Here is a 19,582-nt window from a genome sequence, read left to right on the forward strand (position 1 = left end):
TTTCGCAAGATACTCATAGATGCTTATTCAGGGTGAAAACTGGCTAGGCGCTGGAACTAGACAAATAAGAAAAAGGCATCCTGTCACCAACAACAAGACACCTCACCAAATCAAACAAACTGACTTAAATCTGTTTTCTCACGTTGTATTTCTAAAAACTCGTCCCACATCGAAAGAAATAAGTCCGTTAATTCTGGGTCAAAGTGCGATCCCTTACCTTCCACGATGATTTCCTTCACTTTTTCCGGAGCGAACGGTTCTTTATATGCACGCTTGGATAACAACGCATCAAATACATCCACAATCGAAACAATTCGACCTTCCAACGGAATCCCTTTTTCCTTTAATTGATTCGGATATCCCGTACCGTCCCAGCGCTCATGATGCGTTTTCGCAATACTAGCAGCCATTTGAATCACAGGCAATTCAAGCTTTGATAAAATTTGATGACCAATCTGGACATGTTTTTTCATCGATTCCCATTCTTCACTCGATAATTTTCCAGGCTTATTCAAAATCGAATCAGGGATCCCCACTTTTCCGATATCATGAAATTTCGCTGCCACCCCGATATCCTGAATAAATTTCTCATCACACCCTGCCAATTCCGCAAGCTTAGCCGCTAGCACACCAATCCGGTTGACATGCTGGCCTGTGTCGTCATCACGAAATTCAGCAAGATCAAGTAAACTTTCCACCGTATCAAATATCACCTTTGCATCCTCCGTTATATCTTGACTAACAAGCAAGAGATGATCGAGTTCAGCAAGCCGAGACTGTTTAAAACGCCATGTTTTATAATAAGAGGATTCTCCTTCTTTTTCATGGGTCGTTAACACAGATTCATTGATATTGGTGACCTTTGCCGGGCATCCAATACAAGGGAGAACACGATCATAAAACACTTCATAACAGCGCTTACCAATACTATCAGAAGCAGTAGCTCCTCTATTCTCAAGCAACTTACTAGCTTTTTCATCAATCCAAGTTAACTTACCAAAATCGAATGTGCTAATTTCATAGGAATACATATTAAGAAAACTATATGTATGCAAAAAGCGATACGGTTTAAGGAACTCTTTAATAATCGAAAGAATAAACCGTGAATACCTTTCAAAGGAAGCTAAAAACAAAGAAACTCCTTTTTCATTCCTCTGCATTTTCTCCTGAAAAACATCTCGAAATACCTCATTCATTGTGTCCACCAGCGAGGTTAATAGATGGTCATTGACATGATGTTCATTTATACTTCGCGTCCAATCCCGAATGATTCGATAACAAGCTGCCTCATCCCGATACATTTTTTCATAGAAAAATTGTTTCAGAAAGTTTTTGATGTATGGAATAAACGAATCCATAAATTTCGTACTATCCTTTGGAACCCTGTTTGTTAGAACTTTTTTATAACGATTCATCATTTCATTTAAACGAAATGTCAGTAACCCGCTATAGGCATCCAAAATATCGAAATCCTCGTCCGTCAATCCTGACTTTTTTTCGAGATTACGAAATTCATAGCGTAACGGATATAAGGCTTTATCTAATTCAACCTCATTATACGCATCCACTGTCATTTGCATATCAAAGTTTAGCGTGGCCTCAATGGCATTTAACAAATGAATCGCTTCGTCCCCTGGCAGCAAATCGCCAAGTAACTTCGAGATAATTTGGCAATAGCGACGATTTGTTGAAATAAACCACGGCAAGTCCAATCCAATTTTGGAGTGAGCTTTTCCAATCAAAAAGCGATTATGTGTATAAGCATCATCAATGATTGGCGAAAAAACCTGCTTTAAGTAATGACGCTGAGCCGCCTTAAGCCGTTCAAGGCTCGAGTGGTTATCGATAATGTTCCTCAAATGGTCAACTCGATAAATTTCGTCATACAGCTCATCTACAATTTCATCAACCAAAGGAAGTAATAAATCCTTATGACGATGGATTAATTCTAGCGACTCTTCCGTTAAACCCGTTAGTGAAATTTGCGCCAGCTGCTTGGGGTCCTTAATACGTAAATATGCCATCCATTACACTCCTTGGCAGAACATGAAATTAGAATATTAGTATAATTGTATTTTCCTATAAAAATGGTAACAAAAAGAGCTGTAAAAGGAAACTATTTTACAGTTAAATCGCGTAACTAATTTGATTCCGACCATTTTGCTTTGACGCATACAAGGAATTGTCTGCTTTTTCAATAGCTTCATAAAGCCCTGCAGGATCTTTGAGCTCAGAAACGCCAATCGATACCGTGACCTGAAGCTTCTGGTCCTCCACATAAAACGGGGTATGTTCAATCCCGCTCCGAATCCCAGAAACGATGCTCATCAAGCTTTCCTTCGAATCAACCTCTAAAAACAGAATAAACTCCTCACCACCATAGCGCCCAAGTAACGAATGGTGTGGTGGAATGAGCCTTGATAATGTTGCCGCTACATTTTTTAATACCGAATCACCATGAAGATGACCAAACGTATCATTAATTCTCTTAAAATGATCCACATCAATCATCACAATATACGTTTGGCGAGAGCTTGTCCCTTTTTTAATATAATTCTCCACATAACGCATATTGTAAAGCCCGGTCAAAGGATCACGTTCCGCATAAAACCGGAGTCTTCTCTTTAACACCACTTCCCGGTCCAGCTGAAAAATGAAAAAATACAGAATAAACGCAGACACTTGGAGTCCCACTATCCGGATAAGATAGATTTCACCGAACATATCTGCCCCATTTGGAACAAGAAACAGAATTGGCAAATCCGATACAAGCCAGCACGCCGTCATTAACAAAAACAAGGCAAGTGGGTTTGGCATCGCTCGATCCTTTTTATGAAAAAGAAGAGCCAGTAAAACAGGCAGGATCATGCCGAATACCACGCCAGGCAAAGCTCCCACTCCACCCATGCCGAGCCTCCAGCTAACCGCAATAACAAGGGTAGGAATCGCATGCTTCCATCCGAACAAGATGGAGAAGATCACCAAAGGAACAAGGCGAAGATCAAACTTGTACCCATCATAGCGGATTGGCAAATAAAAAAGAGAAATCACGCATGCCGAGATAAGAATAAGAACACCGGCTGAAAAGAGATACTTGTTTATCGACTTTCGATTCGTCACCAGGATGCTGATGCATAAATACATGAACAAGATGACCGCAATATTGGAAAGGGTTGGTTGTAGAATGTTAATCATAGATATCCCTGCTTTATTTATAAAGTGAAACTTCAAATTTTAGGTTTTTGACTCACAGAAAATGATAACGCCGCCCATCCCTGATGTTGGACAAAGAAAATGCCAATGGACAACCAGGCTTTTATGGGTAACGATTCCCCATCTAGTGACAGTACTTACCGCCTGGGAAAATCGGTGGCTTACGAGTTACCTGTGCATTTGTATTATCTACGATGTGAAAGATTTTGGCTATGGGGGATTCCCACTATTTTTAAAGAAAAATACAATTCATCTGTCTATCGGCATGAATGATAGGACGAACGTTGGGAAAGTTTCTGAAATGATTGGCAAGAAGGAGAGCCGATCGTCCTAGAGTCAGAGTACATTTTTTCAAAAAAGAGGCAGCCTGGATTCAGACTGCACTCTTGGAAATTCGTTATTTTAGTTAGGTTCGATGATGCCGTATTTGCCATCCTTACGGCGATACACGACATTGGTTGTATTCGTCTCGGCGTTTGTGAATACGAAGAAGTTGTGACCGAGCATATTCATTTGCAGAATCGCTTCCTCACTATCCATCGGTTTCAAATCAAAACGCTTCGTACGAACTAATTCGTAATCCTCATCCTCTGCTTCCTGAACCGCTGTCGCAGTTCCAGCTCCACCATTAAACATGCTCTTGGTAGAACCCTTTTCACGAAGCTTGCGGTTGACTTTTGTTTTATACTTGCGAATTTGACGCTCAAGCTTGTCAGTCACAAGGTCAATCGCTGCGTACATATCCTCATGAGACTCCTCTCCGCGAAGCACAAGCTGCGGCATCGGAACCGTTACCTCTATTCTTTGATCCTTTGCATTATTCACTTTTAAGTTAACATTTACATTTGCATCCGGAGTGTTTTCAAAATACCGTTCAAGCTTGCCAAGTTTCTTCTCAACATACTCTCGCAATGCTGGAGTTACCTCAATGTTTTCACCACGAACGTTGTAATTCATACATGAACTCCTCCTTTTAACTCGACTAGCATTCGCTAGTCCTTATAATGCATTGGACACAGCCAAGACCCTTTTTAGGGTATCCAACCTGTGTAACAATATAACCCTATTTGATTTAAGGTTATAATAACTAATTCCACAAACACCTCCCCAATTCCTGCTTTTTTGTAAAGGAAATTTGAAGAAATTGTGAATTTATTAACGTTGTTGGATGTGGGAAAGAACTCGTTGTCCCGCGCTGTTCTGGGACACAGGGACAGGTACGTTATCCCACGTGATGTCACCAGCTTTTCCACTTATTATGTTGTGAATGTAAATTTGTAAACAATATGTGTAGGAATAAAAATATATGCATGTCTAAGGTGAGTTATGAATGGTACTTGTGTGGATTCTAAGGTGAAAGTGCTTGAAGAATTCTTCAATAATAGTATGTCCAAAATGTGGGAGGAATATTGGGGGTATGGTAAAAGAAAATGCCATCCGGTTACAGATGACATTTTATAATCATAAAGTATATATGAATATGTTGATTATTAATCCAACATACTAGGAGCCAAAGAATTCATTTTCGTTTATCAAAAAATCTACCGTCCGGATTGTAGGTATCATAAGGGTTCCGATATTTCTTTTGAGGTTCTTTTGATTGGTTCAATTTCGAAATATCTTGCTTAATTGTTGTAAAGAGGACTGTTAGTTTTTGTTTAATTACCTTGTCCATTTCTACAATTTTTTCTCCCTTTTGTTTTTCTTCTCTATTACTAGGATAAACAATTTGTGTTAAAACTTGATCTCGCTTATCAAGGAGGCCCATTATTTTATCTATATACTCTTCCCTCTCCTCCTGATCAGGTTGTCTCTCCAAATGTAAAAGGAGCTCCTCAGTAAGATTATATAGCTGAGTAAAAGCCATTAAGCCAATCCACCAGTTTTAAATTGCTTTGCTCTATTTATCCGAATAACTTCTTTCCAAGTATCTCGAAATTCAGTCACGAGACCCTCAGCTTCTTCTAATAGTTTTACATCGTTTTTGATATTAGCTTCAATGAGTTTTCTATTTATAAAATCATATAAATTACGCATCTCTTTTGATATGGCATAATCCATGTTTAGAGTAACCATAAGTTCGCTAATAATATTTTGAGCCTTATTTATATTAATATGTTTACCTTCAATATTCTTTTCTAGAATGGATTTTTTAGCCTGTGAAATAAACTTGAGGCACCCATTATATAACATAAGTGTTAATTCACCAGGTGCTGCAGTAAAAACTGAATTATCCTGGTACATTTGATATGGATTGTGTACAGACATCATTCATTCTCCTTTTATAATACTAATTATTCCTTAAAAACCCATCATGCCCATGATGCTGCTAGATTGCTCGTTAAATTTTGCAATAGCCTGCTCCATCGCAGTAAATTGTTTCCAATACCGATTCTCAATCATCGCTAATTTATTGTCCCACGCATTCATACGTTTTCTAATTTCAGATAGGTCTTGACCAATTACACTATTATTTAAATTATCAGGGCTACCGACACGGCCAGCCTTCTTATTTAATCTGTCAATTGTAGTATTGACTTCATTATAGATTCGCGTTGCAATCCCGTCATCCCTAGTAAAAAGATTCATAATTTCATCAGGGTTGTTCGCTATCGCTTCTCTTAATTTATCCTCATTAAGTACAAGCTTCCCGTCAGTAGATAAGTACTCAGTTGTAATCCCTATTTCAGCTAATGTCCTAATATATCCTGTTGAAATACTTTCCACTGGTTTGTACATGCTTACTCGAAGATCATTCAGGGTTCTACTTATTATAGAGTCATTGTACAGAAGCCCCTTTTTGGCAGTTTCGTCCCATTTCTCTGCTTCCTTTTCCGTTAAAGCTTCGCGCTGTGTATCTGTTAATGGCGGATAATCTCTATTGCGTTTTTCTTTTACCTTTGTATTTAAACTATCAATCAAAGAGTTATAGTCATCTACAAATTTTTTAATATTATCAAAGATGGATTGAGTATCAGAAGAAATGCTAACAGTCGTTTGACTTCCTGGTTTCAAAACTTTAATATCCATTCCATACACACTCAAGTTATTCGTTGAACTCGTAACAGACACCCCATCAACCTTAACCTTCGCATCACTACCAGTCGCCTGAGGTACTGTAGGAGTTAATGTTGTTGCATTAATTGTCCCCCCATTTACGATTGCATTTGCCACGCCGATAGCTCCTTTATCAGAAACCGTAATTTTTTGATTTGCCCCAAGTTCCTTTGTTGAAATGACAAATCGTGACGTGGCTTCATCAAAGTTGGCACGTAAGCCGAGAGACTTCCCACTTGCATCAGTTAAGCTAGCAATTTGATTTGCAAGACTACCATAAGTAGTTGTGTCATCAATCGTGATATCTTGATTTCCTGCAGAAGTTTCTATATTTATTATTGTTGATTCTCCTGTAGCTAAAATCTTATCAGTTGACTTAACATTACCGCTAACAGTAGTAATCGCATCTCCTGACGTTAGCTTTGCTACTTCCGCCATTGAGATAACTTCTAACGTATAATTCCCGGGAACAGCAGATCCTTTTGCAGTAACTGTCGCTAGACTTGAATCAGAAATAGATGCGGCATAACCGTTAAACGAGGATTGAAAACGCAGTTTATCCACACTTTTTCTAAAGGTATCCAATTCTAAATTAACATCTCGGTACGAGTCTCTTTGCCACTCTAACCATTCTTTTTTCTGAAAAAGCTTATCAAGGGGCATTCTTTCCGCTCTCATCAGGTCATTTATAATCTGTGTTGTGTCTAACCCAGACGCAAAACCTGTAATTCTCATTTGATTATTAACCACCTTGAACACCTCCATTAAATTTTATTATCAACAAATAAACCCAAATAGTCTCTCATTGAGGCATATATATCCAAAAGCTTTTTGGGTGGTATCTCCCGAACTACCTCTTTTGTATCATCATTTACTAAGGAAACATAATACTTCTCAAGCTTTTCATGGTACACATATTTTAACGATGTATGTGTATTCCCCAACACTTGGTTCATGTCTGTAACAACTTGATCTAATTCTTTTTCATTAATATCTTTTTTATTTTTCTCTTTTTGTAATGTACTATCAGGCTGCTGGTCTAAGTTGTATTGTTTCTTTTCCATTGAGTTAGGTGAGGTTCTATTATTTACCTCACTGATTGAATACCTTGAAATAGAATCAACAGAGCCCATCATTATCCCCCTAAAGGTTTTTTATATCTTTTATATCGGTTAATTCTGATAAAGGTTTACATTTTTAGGTTCATTAATCTCTTATTAGCCGGTTCGTATTGAAAACTCGCTGAAAGCTTGTACAGTTGCTTCGCTTTTTCCTTTTGATTAAACATTTCATAGTAAACCCCGAGGTTATAAGCTGCTAGAAATGTACCTGTACCTAAAACTATTTCCTTCTCTCCCTTTTCACCTAAAGCTAAGCATTGCAAATATGACTTTTCAATTAAAGGAAGAAAGTCTATATTTAGATTAACATTATGTAAAACATAATTCATAAAGTATACTCCGGTAACAAATTGAAAATCAGGACTGTTTTTTAAGAAGGAACTCTCCCTCTCAATAATTTCAAAAGCTAAAGTAAATTCCTTCATGTCAATCAGTGTATAAATATAATTAACTACTAGATCTGTGTAGTAATCCTCTTTTCTATCCGTGAATTCATAGCTTTGTCGAAAATATGATAGCGCTTTTGAAAACTGTTTTAGTACTCTATATTGCCTGGCAAGCTGATAATTTATATAAGTGTTTTGAGGATTAGCGGAAAGCTCAGCCCTCAAAATCAATAAATTTCGCTCTGATTTATCAGTCTGATAATAGCCTGTGTGAAGTACTTCAATAGGTAAATCAATTCTTGGCAAATCTGATACTACTTGTTCATGGATTTTTCCTGTATAAAATGTTCCTTTAGGAAGAATACGTGAGATGTATGTTTGTGAATACCGTTCTTCATTATTTTGGAGGAATTTGTTTCTGATGTTGATCCTTCCAATAAAGCTCTTTGATTTGAGGAGGTGGTTGATTTTGTCTTGATCCCAATTCATAACTTGCTCATCTGCATCAAGTATGAGGTTCCAGTCAGATTTAGATTTGGATAAAGCAAAATTGCGCGCTTCTGAAAAATCATTGTTCCATTTAAAATCATATACTTGCGCGCCAAATCCCTGTGCAACTTCCTTCGTATCATCAGTCGAACCTGTATCGACAATAATAATCTCAGGAAGAAAAGGTTTACTATGAATTAAACAATTACGTAAGTTTTTTCCTTCATTTTTCACAATCATTACTAATGAAATGTTTAGCATAATATCCTCCTAAAGAATACTCTTTTGTTAATTTTCAACTATGACCCACACTTCCAAAATTAGAAATACAATTCAAGTGCATAAAAGGGAAATATTTACAAAACAAAAGAAGAGTAATTAGTTATTTCTAATAACTCTTCTCATCAAATGATACAGTGTTTGTAATACCCATCTTTGCAAAAAAAGTGGTTTGAATTACTTAGGCTGATTTATTTTTGAAAATTATATCACTTCTTTTGTCAACCTAAATAAAATAAACTTCCCAATTATATCATCGAATTTCATTGTATTATTAGTTTTTCGTTCTTGATTAATTTTTTTTATAACTATTAATTACTTCAATTATGTGATTAGTATCATCAATAGGCTGTATTGGTGAAATCGGAATACTAATTACTTCTTTATGAATTTTTTCTGTAATTGGCAAATGTATAGCGTTCCATTTTGAGTATGCTTTTTGTTTATGTGGAGGAATTGGGTAGTGAATAACCGTTTGTATGCCGTGTTCTTCTAAATACATTTGAAATTGTTCTCGTTCCTTTACTCTAATTACAAACACATGCCAAACATGTTCTTCAGGTTTTATTGGAGCAGTAGGTAATATTATGTGCTCATTTTTAATATTTTTAAGATACATAGATGAGACTTGCCGTCTAGCTGCATTTTCTTTATCTAAGTAATTTAGTTTAACCCTAAGGATTGATGCTTGTAATTCATCAAGTCGGTTATTACTTCCTTTATATATATTTTCATATTTTTTAAGAGAGCCATAATTCCTAAGCCCACGAATCTTTTTTGCTATTTCTGAATCATTCGTTGTAATGGCACCTGCATCTCCTAGTGCTCCTAAATTCTTTCCTGGATAAAAACTAAATCCTGCTGCATCTCCTAGGTTTCCTGCTTTTTTCCCTTTATAGACTGCTCCATGAGACTGTGCAGCATCTTCAATCACTTTCAATTGATAACGAGTTGCAATATCTATTATTGGTTCAATATCTACTATTTGACCATATAAATGCACAACAAGTATTGCTTTCGTATTTTGTGTAATTTTATCTTCTATTAATAATGGATTTATATTATATGTAAATATATTTGGTTCTACCAAAATTGGTGTAGCCCCGACCTTTGTTATAGCAAGTATAGATGCAATGTAAGTATTTGAGGGAACTATTACCTCATCACCCGGTCCAATGTCATATGCTTCTAAGATTAATTTTAATGCATCTAACCCGTTACTAACCCCAATACAATGCTCAACACCACAATATTTTGCAAATTCCTCTTCAAAGTTATTTACTTCTTGCCCCAGAATATACCAACCACTATCAATTACTCTGAAAACTGCATTCTTTAATTCTTCTCCATATTGGGCATTTATGCCTTTTAAATTTAAAAAAGGAATCATAGTTTATTACTCCTTCTATTGAAATAATTCTAGTGTGCAGTATATCCACCATCTACAGGAATTACAGTACCAGTTATCCATTTTGATCCTTCAGATAATAAAAATGCAATTGGGTATGCAATATATTCTGGTTTTCCTATCCCAAGTGGATGTTGTCCTTCAATAATCTCCCACTGATCCCTTCCAATTTTTTCATATATAGAATTTGACATTGGAGTATCAACAATACCTGGTGCTAAACAGTTTACTCTAATATTTCGATTTGCCAGTTCCATGGCTGAGGATTTTGTAATTGAAATAACCGCACCTTTAGTTGCACTATATGGAACTATTCCCGGCTCTCCAACTATTCCTGAACTCGAAGAAAGCAATACAACACTTCCTCCATCCGACATGATTTTTTTATTACTGCATGCTTTTAATAGTTGAATAGTAGTTTCAATATTAGTCGAAAAAAGTTCTCTAGTTTTAGATATTGAAACAGTTCTAAGTGGAGTTATTTCATGAATACCAGCTGCATGAACTAATCCCTGTAATTCACCATACTCTTTCGAGATGTCTTTTAATAAATTTACTATTCTTTCTATTTGGTTCATTTCAAAACCAATCGTTATTTGATTAGGCATCAAATTCTTTAATTTCTCTAGTCGTTCTTTATTTCGTCCCAATAAAATTAAATTTACACCTAATTCATGTAATAAGAAAGCTGTTTTAAGTCCAATACCAGATGTTGCTCCTGTGATTAGGATAGTTTTTCCTTTTAAAGAAAACATAATTAAACCCCTTTTTATTAAACCGCAAATGAATTATTTAGATAATCCAGGTACTACGAGTTCAGGATTTTTAAATAAGCCTTAATTTCATTTTTGATAAACCTTATTTATAAAATTTTCTACTTATTTTGTTGATTTACTAATAGATTTTTTATAAATGAAGGTAAGTATATCACTAACTGTTTCTATGTTTTTTATTTCTTCCTGATTCAAAGTAAAACCAAAATGCTCATCTAAAGCTGCGTTTAAAGATATAATTGCTAATGAATCCCAATCCTCTAATTCATCTAATACCGTATTAAGTGTAACATCTTTAGGTTCCACCATTACAATATCTTCTGCAAATATTTTTAAAAATTCCTGCCTATCCAATGTATTCCCTCCCAAAAACATATTAATAAAAAAATGATCCTACTGCCCAGGAAAAGCCAACCCCAAACCCTACGACTAAAATATGGTCACCATCTTTTACTTTCCCTGAATCAATCTCCCTCTTTAGGGCAATAGGAATAGATGAAGAGACTGTATTCCCGCAATCCTCTAAATGAATGGAGAATAACTCTTCTGGAATATTCATCTTTTTTCGCAAAAATTTTAGCATATGTTGATTTGCTTGATGAAAAATAACTTTATTGAAATCATCAAAATTCAAGTTATTTACCTCTAAAAACTGATTAACCGTAGGTGGTATTTCTCTCAGTGTAAAATTAAATACTTCTGCACCACTCATATAAAGATTAGCGTTACTTCTTGTATTACCAAATTCATCTGTAACTTCAATAAGTGACTTTTCATTAAGTTTTTGTCTTAAACCACCCGCAGGTACGATTAAATTGTTTCCACCACTACCATCAGTACCAAAAGCAAACCCTTCAAGACCCTTTACTTCAGAGGCCTCTATAAAAGTAGCTGATCCAGCATCACCGAATAACAACTCTACACTTCGATCTTTAGGATTAATAAATTTACTATATGTTTCCCCTGTTAGTAAAAGGACATTTTTTACCTGCCCTGATTCAATTAAGCCTTTTGCCATTGATAATCCATATACATATCCTGAACACCCAAGATTAAAGTCCAAAGCACCTGCACTTGTTTTAACACCTAGGCGATTTTGAATTAAACATGCTGTTGTTGGTAAATAGTAGTCTGGTGACTGGGTACAGTATAATATATAATCAATATCTTTTGGATTAATATCCAGATGTTCTAGTAACTTTTTTGCAGCATTTACTGCAAGGTCTGAAGCAAATTCATCCTCAGCTGCTATGTGTTTTTGAAAAATGCCTATTTTTTTAACCGTCTTATTTTCTCTATTATTTTTTACTACTCTATCTGGTAGGTAATATTCAATTCCTTTAATTCGTGCGTATACCATATTAATCGCCAACCTATCTTTAATTAAAACAATAGCTTAGTTATTTTCGAAATCCTTTTTAATTTGCCAAGGATACCCTCTAAAATCTTTTAAATACTCTTTCCATGGATAAACTCTTTCTTTTTTATCATTTAAAATCTCTCTTACTGAGCATAAATCCTTACCTGGTACTCCTACAATAACACGTTCCGGTTGTACATCTTTCCTAACAAGTGAATATGCGCCAATCAATGAATTTTCTCCTATTGTAATACCAGGTAAAATAACCGAAGCAGTAGCAACTTGAGCATATTGCTTGATTGTAACTCCTTTTAGTTCCCCCATGGGTGGATATGGATCATTAGTTAATACAACATATGGGTAAATCCAAACAAAATCCTCAATACGTGACTTTTGACCAATATGTACATTGGAATGTAAGCGGACAAAGTCGCCAATTTGCAAATCCCCCTGCAAATCACATAGGGTTCCAACGCTACAATTTTTTCCAATAATTGTTTTTTCTCTTATGGTTATCCTATGTCCAGATTGAAAATTCTCCCCAATTTCTACATCTTCATAAATAATACTATGGGATCTTATAATAGAGTTTTCTCCAATATATGTTTTTTTTGAATTGTATTCTTTATTTGAATATGCCTCAGCCACTCGTTCACCAATAATTGAATATGGTCCAATAACCGTATTAGCTCCAATTTCAACATTGCCGTAAATTATTGTTCCAAAACCAATCTCTACATTTTCTCCTATTACAGCCTTAGAATCGATTTGCATCTTTGTCAATCACCTTTCAAGGAACTCTTCGTACTCCCTAATATAATCTTGTTCATCATAATAATCACTAGCTAGTACCATCAAAATACAATCAGGACTAAAATTGTGCATTTCGTGCCATATCATTTTATCAACAAGAAGACCTTGAGAGGGCTTATTTAAGTGAATTGTTATCTTTTCCCTTCGATCATTTAACAACACATCACATGAACCATTCACACATATTAATACTTGTTTCAAGTCTTTGTGAGCATGAAAACCCCTTGCAGTATCTGCTTTTGTGTTATATATATAATAGACACGTTTTATTTCAAAGGGAATATTTTTGAATGCTTCAAGGGATACAAGTGAACCACGCTCATCATTTATATCTATAAAATTTAATAAATTATTCTTCATAATTCCTCCACCATTTTGGAGTACTTCCGAATATACCAATTAATTGTATTAACCATTCCCACCTCAAAAGAAATCTCTGCTTTCCATCCAAGTTCTTTTTCTATCTTACTTGCATCAATAGCATATCTAAAATCATGCCCTGGACGATCTTTTATAAACTGCATTTGCTCTTTATAACTTTTACTTTTTGGAAACACTTTATCTAAATATTCACATATATACTCTGTGATCTCTATTGTTGTACGCTCATTATGCGCACCAATTAAATACGTTTCACCTGCTTTTCCCTCATGGAAGACAAGATCGATTGCACGACAGTGATCCTCCACAAATAACCAATCCCTGATATTTTTCCCATCCCCATAAATCGGTAATTGCCTTCCATTAATTGCATTATTAATTAATTTTGGGATCAATTTTTCATCATGTTGTTTTGGTCCAAAGTTATTTGAACAGTTTGAAGTTACCACATTCATTCCATAAGTATGAAAGTAACTTCTAACTAGCATATCCGAGCTTGTTTTACTCGCACTATATGGGCTATTTGGTGCGTATGGGGTCTGCTCAGTAAAAAAACCTGTACTTCCAAGGGACCCATATACTTCATCAGTAGAAATATGATAAAACCGTGCACCAACATATTGTTCTTTATAGACAAATGGCTGTTCCATCCAATGATTTCTTGCTATTTCTAATAAATTTAATGTACCTATTATATTTGTTTCAGCAAAAATAGTTGGATTTTTAATTGAATTATCTACATGAGATTCTGCTGCAAAGTGAATTACTCCATTTATTTCATATTTTTGAAATAAATGAAAGAGTAATTCCTGATCACGAATGTCACCCTTGACAAAGGAATAATTCAAATTTTTTTCAACTTCTTTTAAATTTTCCAAATCACCTGCATATGTTAATGCATCTAGATTAATAAGGTGGTAGTCATTATATTTTTCTAAAAAGAATGGAATAAAATTGGAACCTATAAACCCAGCTCCACCAGTAATCAATAATGATTTTTTTTTCATGGTACCCCTTCTATAATTGGTTAAAATTGTATTTTGAAACCATATAAAAAGACAATCTTCAAAAGACTTATTAATATGATTCTCTTTCTTCTTTAGATTTTGTTATTATTTTTGAAGAATAGATATTTTTCTCTCGATCTCATTTTGTATTTTTTGTTCAGTACATTTCTTAGATGCTAATAAGTAATATTCCAAAGCCTCGACATATAATTCAGAAAGTTCATAGACATAGGCCAAATTATATAATAAATCAAAGTCATATTTGTAGTTCTCTAACCCATTCAATAAAATAGTTTTAGCCATCTCTAGATTATTTTCTGTAACTGAAATTGCCGCTTTCAAAGAATATATGTCACTATCATGTTCAACTAATTTTTCATAATTCTCTAAGATATTTTTCGCTTCTTTGGTATTTCCATCGTTAATTAATTTATCGATATTATTTTTAATTTGAGTTCTTAATGATAATTGCTCTTCATTTTCAACTTTTATCTCTTTTATTAGCTTTCCAGGGTTTCCTGCAACAATTGTATTTTTCATCACATCTCGAGTAATAACACTATTTGCAGCAATAATTGCATTATCTCCTATATTTACTCCTTTTAAAATTGTAACATTTGATCCGACCCAAACATTGTTACCAATTCTAATAGGTGCACATTTTCCAAAAGAACTGCTTCTTGATGTTGGGTTTATTTCATGCCCATCATGATCCATCATTGTTACCCTGTCACCTATCAGACAATCTTGACCGATCACAATACTTTCTGCAGCAATTATAGTAATGTCGTTACTTAAATGACTGCTACTTCCAATAGAGACATAGGAATTTTCATAACGGGCCTGTATTAAGGTATGCAACCCATAAAAATGCGGAGCCAGTTCATAACCAACATTTACGTCACCACCAATTACTACTTTACCTAACCCATTAAATATAGTGGTTTGAACAAATTTTACATTTCCCTCTAATATTAAATTTTCATAGTTAATTGCAAAAACATTCCCATTTTGCTGCATATTCTCTCCTATCAATCAATTAATTAATCCAAATATAAGAAATCAAAAATAATACAAAGTCAACTTGAATAGTCAATCTCAAGCTATCATTGCTATATCAAGGGTTATTTTCAAATTCACTCTACCAAGATTTTGTAATTTTTATTATTACTTAATTAGAGTTTTTTAATTGGTTATTTGTCTCAAGAACAATTTCATTTGCAAATTTTAAAGATTCAAAGGTACCCGCATCTGTCCATGATCCCTCTAGGATATCGTATTCCAATTGTCCTTTTTCAATATAAAGATTATTGACAGATGATATTTCCATCTCTCCTCGATCTGAAGGATTAATTTCCCTTATAAAGTTAAAGACTTGACTATCATACATATAATAACCAATAACTGCATAATCAGATTTTGGACTATTTGGCTTTTCTTCAATTTGTATTACTTTTTTTTCATCAATTGCAGCTACCCCATATCGTTCTGGGTCTCCAACCTTTTTTAGTAATACCCTTGCACCACACTTTTGATTTACAAAACGATCAACATTCGGCTTTATAGACGTAGTAGAAATATTATCTCCAAGAATGACCACGATTTTCTCACCCTTAGCAAAGTTTTCAGCCAGCGCTAGAGCTTGTGCAATGCCCCCCGCTTCCTCTTGAACTTTATATGTAAAAGAACAACCAAATTTTTTCCCACTGCCCAATAAATTTACTACAGCACCCATGTGCTGGGTGCTCGTAACTACTAATATATCTGTAATGCCCGATGATATTAATTGTTTTATTGGATTGAAAATCATTGGCTCTTTTCCTACCGGGAGAAGATGTTTATTAGTAACCTTTGTAAGAGGGTATAATCTAGTTCCCTTACCTCCTGCAAGAATTATTCCTTTCATACTATACCTTCCTTATTAGCTAATTATAGTATTTTATAATTAAACCAAAACAATAGAATTAGTCTTTCTGTACCATAAACTTACGCGTAAATAGATACTGTTTGATATTCTAATATAAGCTCTTTTTTACTCGTACAAACTAAATCTTGAAACATCCTAGATTTGCTCAACATAAATCAAAAAGTATTCAAAACAATGAACTATGATTTTTTACGAATACTAAATCTCCATTAAAATTTGATTAACTGATAAAGGAAATTCATTCTTAAAATTCATTAATAGTTGTAATGATTCATTTTTATTAACATTCCAAAGCTCATAAAATCTCCATCTTAGATATAAAAAAACCTGTATTTCCAGCCATCTATTCATTTCTTCATTTGTAAATCCGTTTTTCAAACAATAGTCCCTTAAAGATTTAAGTTCATTTACGGTAGTATAATCATATTCAAGTGGAAGTGACTTGGATATATTTTCACTATGTAGAGTATAAACTCCTACATAATCTTTCAAAACTGCTACATCACCTGTTAGCAATAATTTCAAGTGATAAAATAAATCCTTACAAAAAGATAGTTCTTTAAAACATCCCATTGATACTGCATTTTCTTTTCTAAAGACGTTAGTTAATCCACTGTTAATGTTTTGATATTTACCCACTTTATAATTTAAAAAGTAATCTCTTCCGTTTATTATTTCATCGGCTTCAAACCCTATTTCACTTACATGTCCTGTATCTTCGTTAAGGAAATAACAATTAGCGGCCACCATAGATATATTACTATTTGCATTAAGTATTTTCACAGATTTTTCAATAAAGAAGTTATCAATTAAGTAATCATCGTGGTCAATAAAAATTACGTACTCCCCGTCTGCATAATTATAAAATGCTTGCATAATATTAAAGACCATCCCAAAATTGGTAGGATTCTTAATATATTTTATTCCTTTATCCCTTTGATAACCTTCCATTATTTCTTCTGTGCCATCTGTTGAACAATCATCAACTACTATTATTTCAGAGTTTCTATAAGTTTGATTTAGTGCACTATCTACAGCTCGTTTTAAATGTTCCTTTTGATTATAAGTAGTTATTATGATATTTACCTTTGGAAAATATTCTTCGGTATACTTTAAATCATCTATATACTTGTCGATTTCTAATATTACTTCTGTATCTTGAGAATAATTTTTAGCTATAGTAAATAGTTCATTTGCTTTTTCAATATTACCTTGTTGTTGATAAAGATAGGCATAGTTGAATATTAAATCGACATTCTCGGGTTCCAGGTTAAGTCCTTTTGTAATATATCCTTCTGCATTATTAAAATCACGCTCTACCATTGCAATTATAGCCAAAAAACTATATATTTTTGCATTAATATCATTTCGTTGTAAGTAATCAATTATTTGTTCTTTTGCTTTTTCTAAATTACCGTCCTCTATCAATGTTGTTATTTGATTAATTAATGTAAGGTCCTTTGATTCCTCATTCAAAAATAACACATCCTCTTTTATCTTTAACTTCGTACATCAATTTACTAATATGATGAAAAGCATTTTCAAAACTTCGATTTTATAATACACAACTGCTAGATATTTTTAATGTCCTAGCCATTTTGTAGTATGTTTTTTATAAGCAAATTATTTATATTACCAAAAAATTCAGGAAAGCTATATGCATCCTGCATTATCATAACTTGACGCAAAAGATTTTCTCCCTTTTCCTGATTACCTTTTTCAATTAATAGAATGCCATATAAATATAGTAAATCACTATAAAATGGGTATTCTTTTACCCCCTCTTCCAATATATCAATTAGGAGATCATCATAGTTTAATTCATATAAACAAAGAGCGACCCAGCGTAAACATATTGCATGTTCATTTGATCCTATTGGCAATGACCTTAATTTTTGATTAAAAAACTTCAAAGCTTCCTGAAAGTTATTATTTTTAAAATGTAGTAGTCCCTCAGAGTAATACTGACGATTTTCCTTATTGTGTTTTAGTTTCACATGAAGTTTTTCAACAACGCCACTACCATTCACATTTATTCTTTTTATTAAAGACTCCCACCTATATAACGTCAGACCTGGAATTATATTAATTTCCATTAGAAGTTGAACTATATCAGCATTTGTATTCTCTATAAAAGAGTTTATTAACTCTTCATCTTTTACATCAGCAAGTTCTGCAATTGTGTATTTTTTTTCCCAATCATTCAAGGTATATTTTTTTGATAATTTATGAGATGCTACCTCTTTGTAATAAACAAGTAAATCAGATAAAATATTTTCCCACTTATAATTTTCTGACGTCTTAATTCCATTGAATTTTAACCTAGTATAAAGGTCATCATCTTCAATTAATTTAATAATTAGCTCAACCATTTCATCAATATTGCCTGGGGCAGTCATTAAACAGTTAAAATTATTAATGGCGTATTCATTAATACCGGTATTATCTGTTGTAATTACAGGTGTTCCACAAGACATTGCCTCTAATGAAGGTAGAGGAAATGACTCATAATAAGAACCACACACATAAAAGTCTGCTTTTCTATAGATTTCTCCAATGACCTTTTGTGGCGGGCTAACATAAACTTCGCCTAATTTTTCAATTGGTTCATTTTGTGTAATCCACAAAAGTTCAATATTATATCCTCTATTTTTAACCCTTAAAAATGCTTCTTTTAAATCTTTTATTCCTTTAAATTCTGCATGCTCGCTTCCCACTATAAGCATGTATTTTTTTTCAGTAACTGTTCTATTTTTCGGATAAAAGATTTCATTATTTAGCGCATTGTGTACAACATCTGACTCCCTATTAAAATTTCTTTTAATTAATTTTGAAATTTGACTAGAAACAGCCATTATCTTATAAGGGAGTTGAAAATTTGTATAAATTATATTTCTTTTTTCCTCAGATAAATTATCCCAATCAAACAGATGAAAATCCCCTTGTTCAAAATAAATAACGGGTGCAACACCCATTTCTACACAAGCCCCTATATGCTCCCAGTATGTGGCTATAATTAGATCACACTGAGGCATGAATCTAGTTAATTCTATTTGAAAAGGTACAAAAACATAGTTGGCCTTTATTGGAAACCAGTCTGGTTTAGCAAAATGTGATAATATTGTTACTTTAACCCCAAGTTCTGTTAATCCATTCGCATGCTCAAATATAATCTTTGTTCCACCACAGACCCCTACATGATTCATTACATATACGACATGGATATCCTCTTTAACAGTTGTATTATCATAGATTTCATCCACAATTTGTTTACTTATCTTATTTACTCGATTTGCTCTATTAATATATTCATTAATTCTTAGTTTTTCTATAATTCCTGTCATAAGTTAATCCCTCGTATTCAGTAT

At 33.8% G+C, this 19,582-nt stretch carries 18 protein-coding genes and 1 pseudogene; all 19 read right to left on the bottom strand.

Annotated features, from left to right (window positions below; genetic code table 11):
* Nucleotides 1–110: 110 nt before the first annotated feature.
* The gene (locus RGU12_RS20970) at nt 111–2,024 is read right to left on the bottom strand and encodes an HD domain-containing phosphohydrolase (protein WP_309537785.1); all 1,914 of its coding nucleotides are present in this window, start codon (nt 2,022–2,024) and stop codon (nt 111–113) included.
* Between the two features lie 103 nt (nt 2,025–2,127).
* On the bottom strand, nt 2,128–3,195 hold the full coding sequence (locus RGU12_RS20975; RefSeq protein WP_309537786.1) for a GGDEF domain-containing protein: 1,068 nt from the start codon (nt 3,193–3,195) through the stop codon (nt 2,128–2,130).
* Between the two features lie 420 nt (nt 3,196–3,615).
* Nucleotides 3,616–4,170 (bottom strand): ribosome hibernation-promoting factor, HPF/YfiA family, encoded by a 555-nt coding sequence (gene hpf, locus RGU12_RS20980; RefSeq protein WP_309537787.1) that lies wholly within the window; start codon nt 4,168–4,170, stop codon nt 3,616–3,618.
* A gap of 562 nt (nt 4,171–4,732) precedes the next feature.
* A complete protein-coding gene (fliT, locus tag RGU12_RS20985; protein WP_309537788.1) occupies nt 4,733–5,080 on the bottom strand; it encodes a flagellar protein FliT in 348 nt (115 codons plus the stop codon).
* Nucleotides 5,080–5,481 (bottom strand): flagellar export chaperone FliS, encoded by a 402-nt coding sequence (fliS, locus tag RGU12_RS20990; protein ID WP_309538308.1) that lies wholly within the window; start codon nt 5,479–5,481, stop codon nt 5,080–5,082. Before fliS ends, fliT begins: the two co-directional genes overlap by 1 nt.
* A gap of 33 nt (nt 5,482–5,514) precedes the next feature.
* A complete protein-coding gene (gene fliD / locus RGU12_RS20995) occupies nt 5,515–7,020 on the bottom strand; it encodes a flagellar filament capping protein FliD (protein ID WP_309537789.1) in 1,506 nt (501 codons plus the stop codon).
* 14 nt (nt 7,021–7,034) lie between these two features.
* On the bottom strand, nt 7,035–7,403 hold the full coding sequence (gene flaG, locus RGU12_RS21000; RefSeq protein ID WP_309537790.1) for a flagellar protein FlaG: 369 nt from the start codon (nt 7,401–7,403) through the stop codon (nt 7,035–7,037).
* Between the two features lie 56 nt (nt 7,404–7,459).
* Nucleotides 7,460–8,527 (bottom strand): glycosyltransferase family 2 protein, encoded by a 1,068-nt coding sequence (locus RGU12_RS21005; protein ID WP_309537791.1) that lies wholly within the window; start codon nt 8,525–8,527, stop codon nt 7,460–7,462.
* A 310-nt stretch (nt 8,528–8,837) separates the two neighbouring features.
* Nucleotides 8,838–9,935, bottom strand: a complete 1,098-nt coding sequence (locus RGU12_RS21010) for a DegT/DnrJ/EryC1/StrS family aminotransferase (protein ID WP_309537792.1) — start codon at nt 9,933–9,935, stop codon at nt 8,838–8,840.
* A gap of 29 nt (nt 9,936–9,964) precedes the next feature.
* Nucleotides 9,965–10,708, bottom strand: coding sequence for an SDR family NAD(P)-dependent oxidoreductase (locus RGU12_RS21015; RefSeq protein ID WP_309537793.1), 744 nt, complete (start codon nt 10,706–10,708; stop codon nt 9,965–9,967).
* Between the two features lie 123 nt (nt 10,709–10,831).
* On the bottom strand, nt 10,832–11,080 hold the full coding sequence (locus RGU12_RS21020; RefSeq protein WP_309537794.1) for an acyl carrier protein: 249 nt from the start codon (nt 11,078–11,080) through the stop codon (nt 10,832–10,834).
* 22 nt (nt 11,081–11,102) lie between these two features.
* Nucleotides 11,103–12,086, bottom strand: a complete 984-nt coding sequence (locus RGU12_RS21025; protein WP_309537795.1) for a ketoacyl-ACP synthase III — start codon at nt 12,084–12,086, stop codon at nt 11,103–11,105.
* Nucleotides 12,087–12,122: 36 nt separating this feature from the next.
* Nucleotides 12,123–12,860, bottom strand: coding sequence for an N-acetyltransferase (locus RGU12_RS21030; RefSeq protein WP_309537796.1), 738 nt, complete (start codon nt 12,858–12,860; stop codon nt 12,123–12,125).
* 9 nt (nt 12,861–12,869) lie between these two features.
* The gene (locus RGU12_RS21035) at nt 12,870–13,259 is read right to left on the bottom strand and encodes a sugar 3,4-ketoisomerase (RefSeq protein ID WP_309537797.1); all 390 of its coding nucleotides are present in this window, start codon (nt 13,257–13,259) and stop codon (nt 12,870–12,872) included.
* On the bottom strand, nt 13,256–14,287 hold the full coding sequence (gene rfbB / locus RGU12_RS21040; protein ID WP_309537798.1) for a dTDP-glucose 4,6-dehydratase: 1,032 nt from the start codon (nt 14,285–14,287) through the stop codon (nt 13,256–13,258). Before rfbB ends, RGU12_RS21035 begins: the two co-directional genes overlap by 4 nt.
* Before the next feature lie 498 nt (nt 14,288–14,785).
* Nucleotides 14,786–14,932: pseudogene (locus RGU12_RS23795) on the bottom strand (DapH/DapD/GlmU-related protein); the annotation flags it as partial.
* A 526-nt stretch (nt 14,933–15,458) separates the two neighbouring features.
* The gene (locus tag RGU12_RS21050) at nt 15,459–16,193 is read right to left on the bottom strand and encodes a sugar phosphate nucleotidyltransferase (protein WP_309537800.1); all 735 of its coding nucleotides are present in this window, start codon (nt 16,191–16,193) and stop codon (nt 15,459–15,461) included.
* A 219-nt stretch (nt 16,194–16,412) separates the two neighbouring features.
* Nucleotides 16,413–17,690 carry a glycosyltransferase gene (locus RGU12_RS21055; RefSeq protein WP_309537801.1) on the bottom strand — a complete coding sequence of 426 codons (1,278 nt, stop codon included), beginning with the start codon at nt 17,688–17,690 and terminating at the stop codon, nt 16,413–16,415.
* A gap of 113 nt (nt 17,691–17,803) precedes the next feature.
* Nucleotides 17,804–19,558 (bottom strand): glycosyltransferase, encoded by a 1,755-nt coding sequence (locus tag RGU12_RS21060; protein WP_309537802.1) that lies wholly within the window; start codon nt 19,556–19,558, stop codon nt 17,804–17,806.
* Between the last annotated feature and the right edge of the window lie 24 nt (nt 19,559–19,582).

The organism is Ferdinandcohnia sp. QZ13, assembly GCF_031324165.1.
Taxonomy (GTDB): Bacteria; Bacillota; Bacilli; order Bacillales; family Bacillaceae_L; genus Ferdinandcohnia.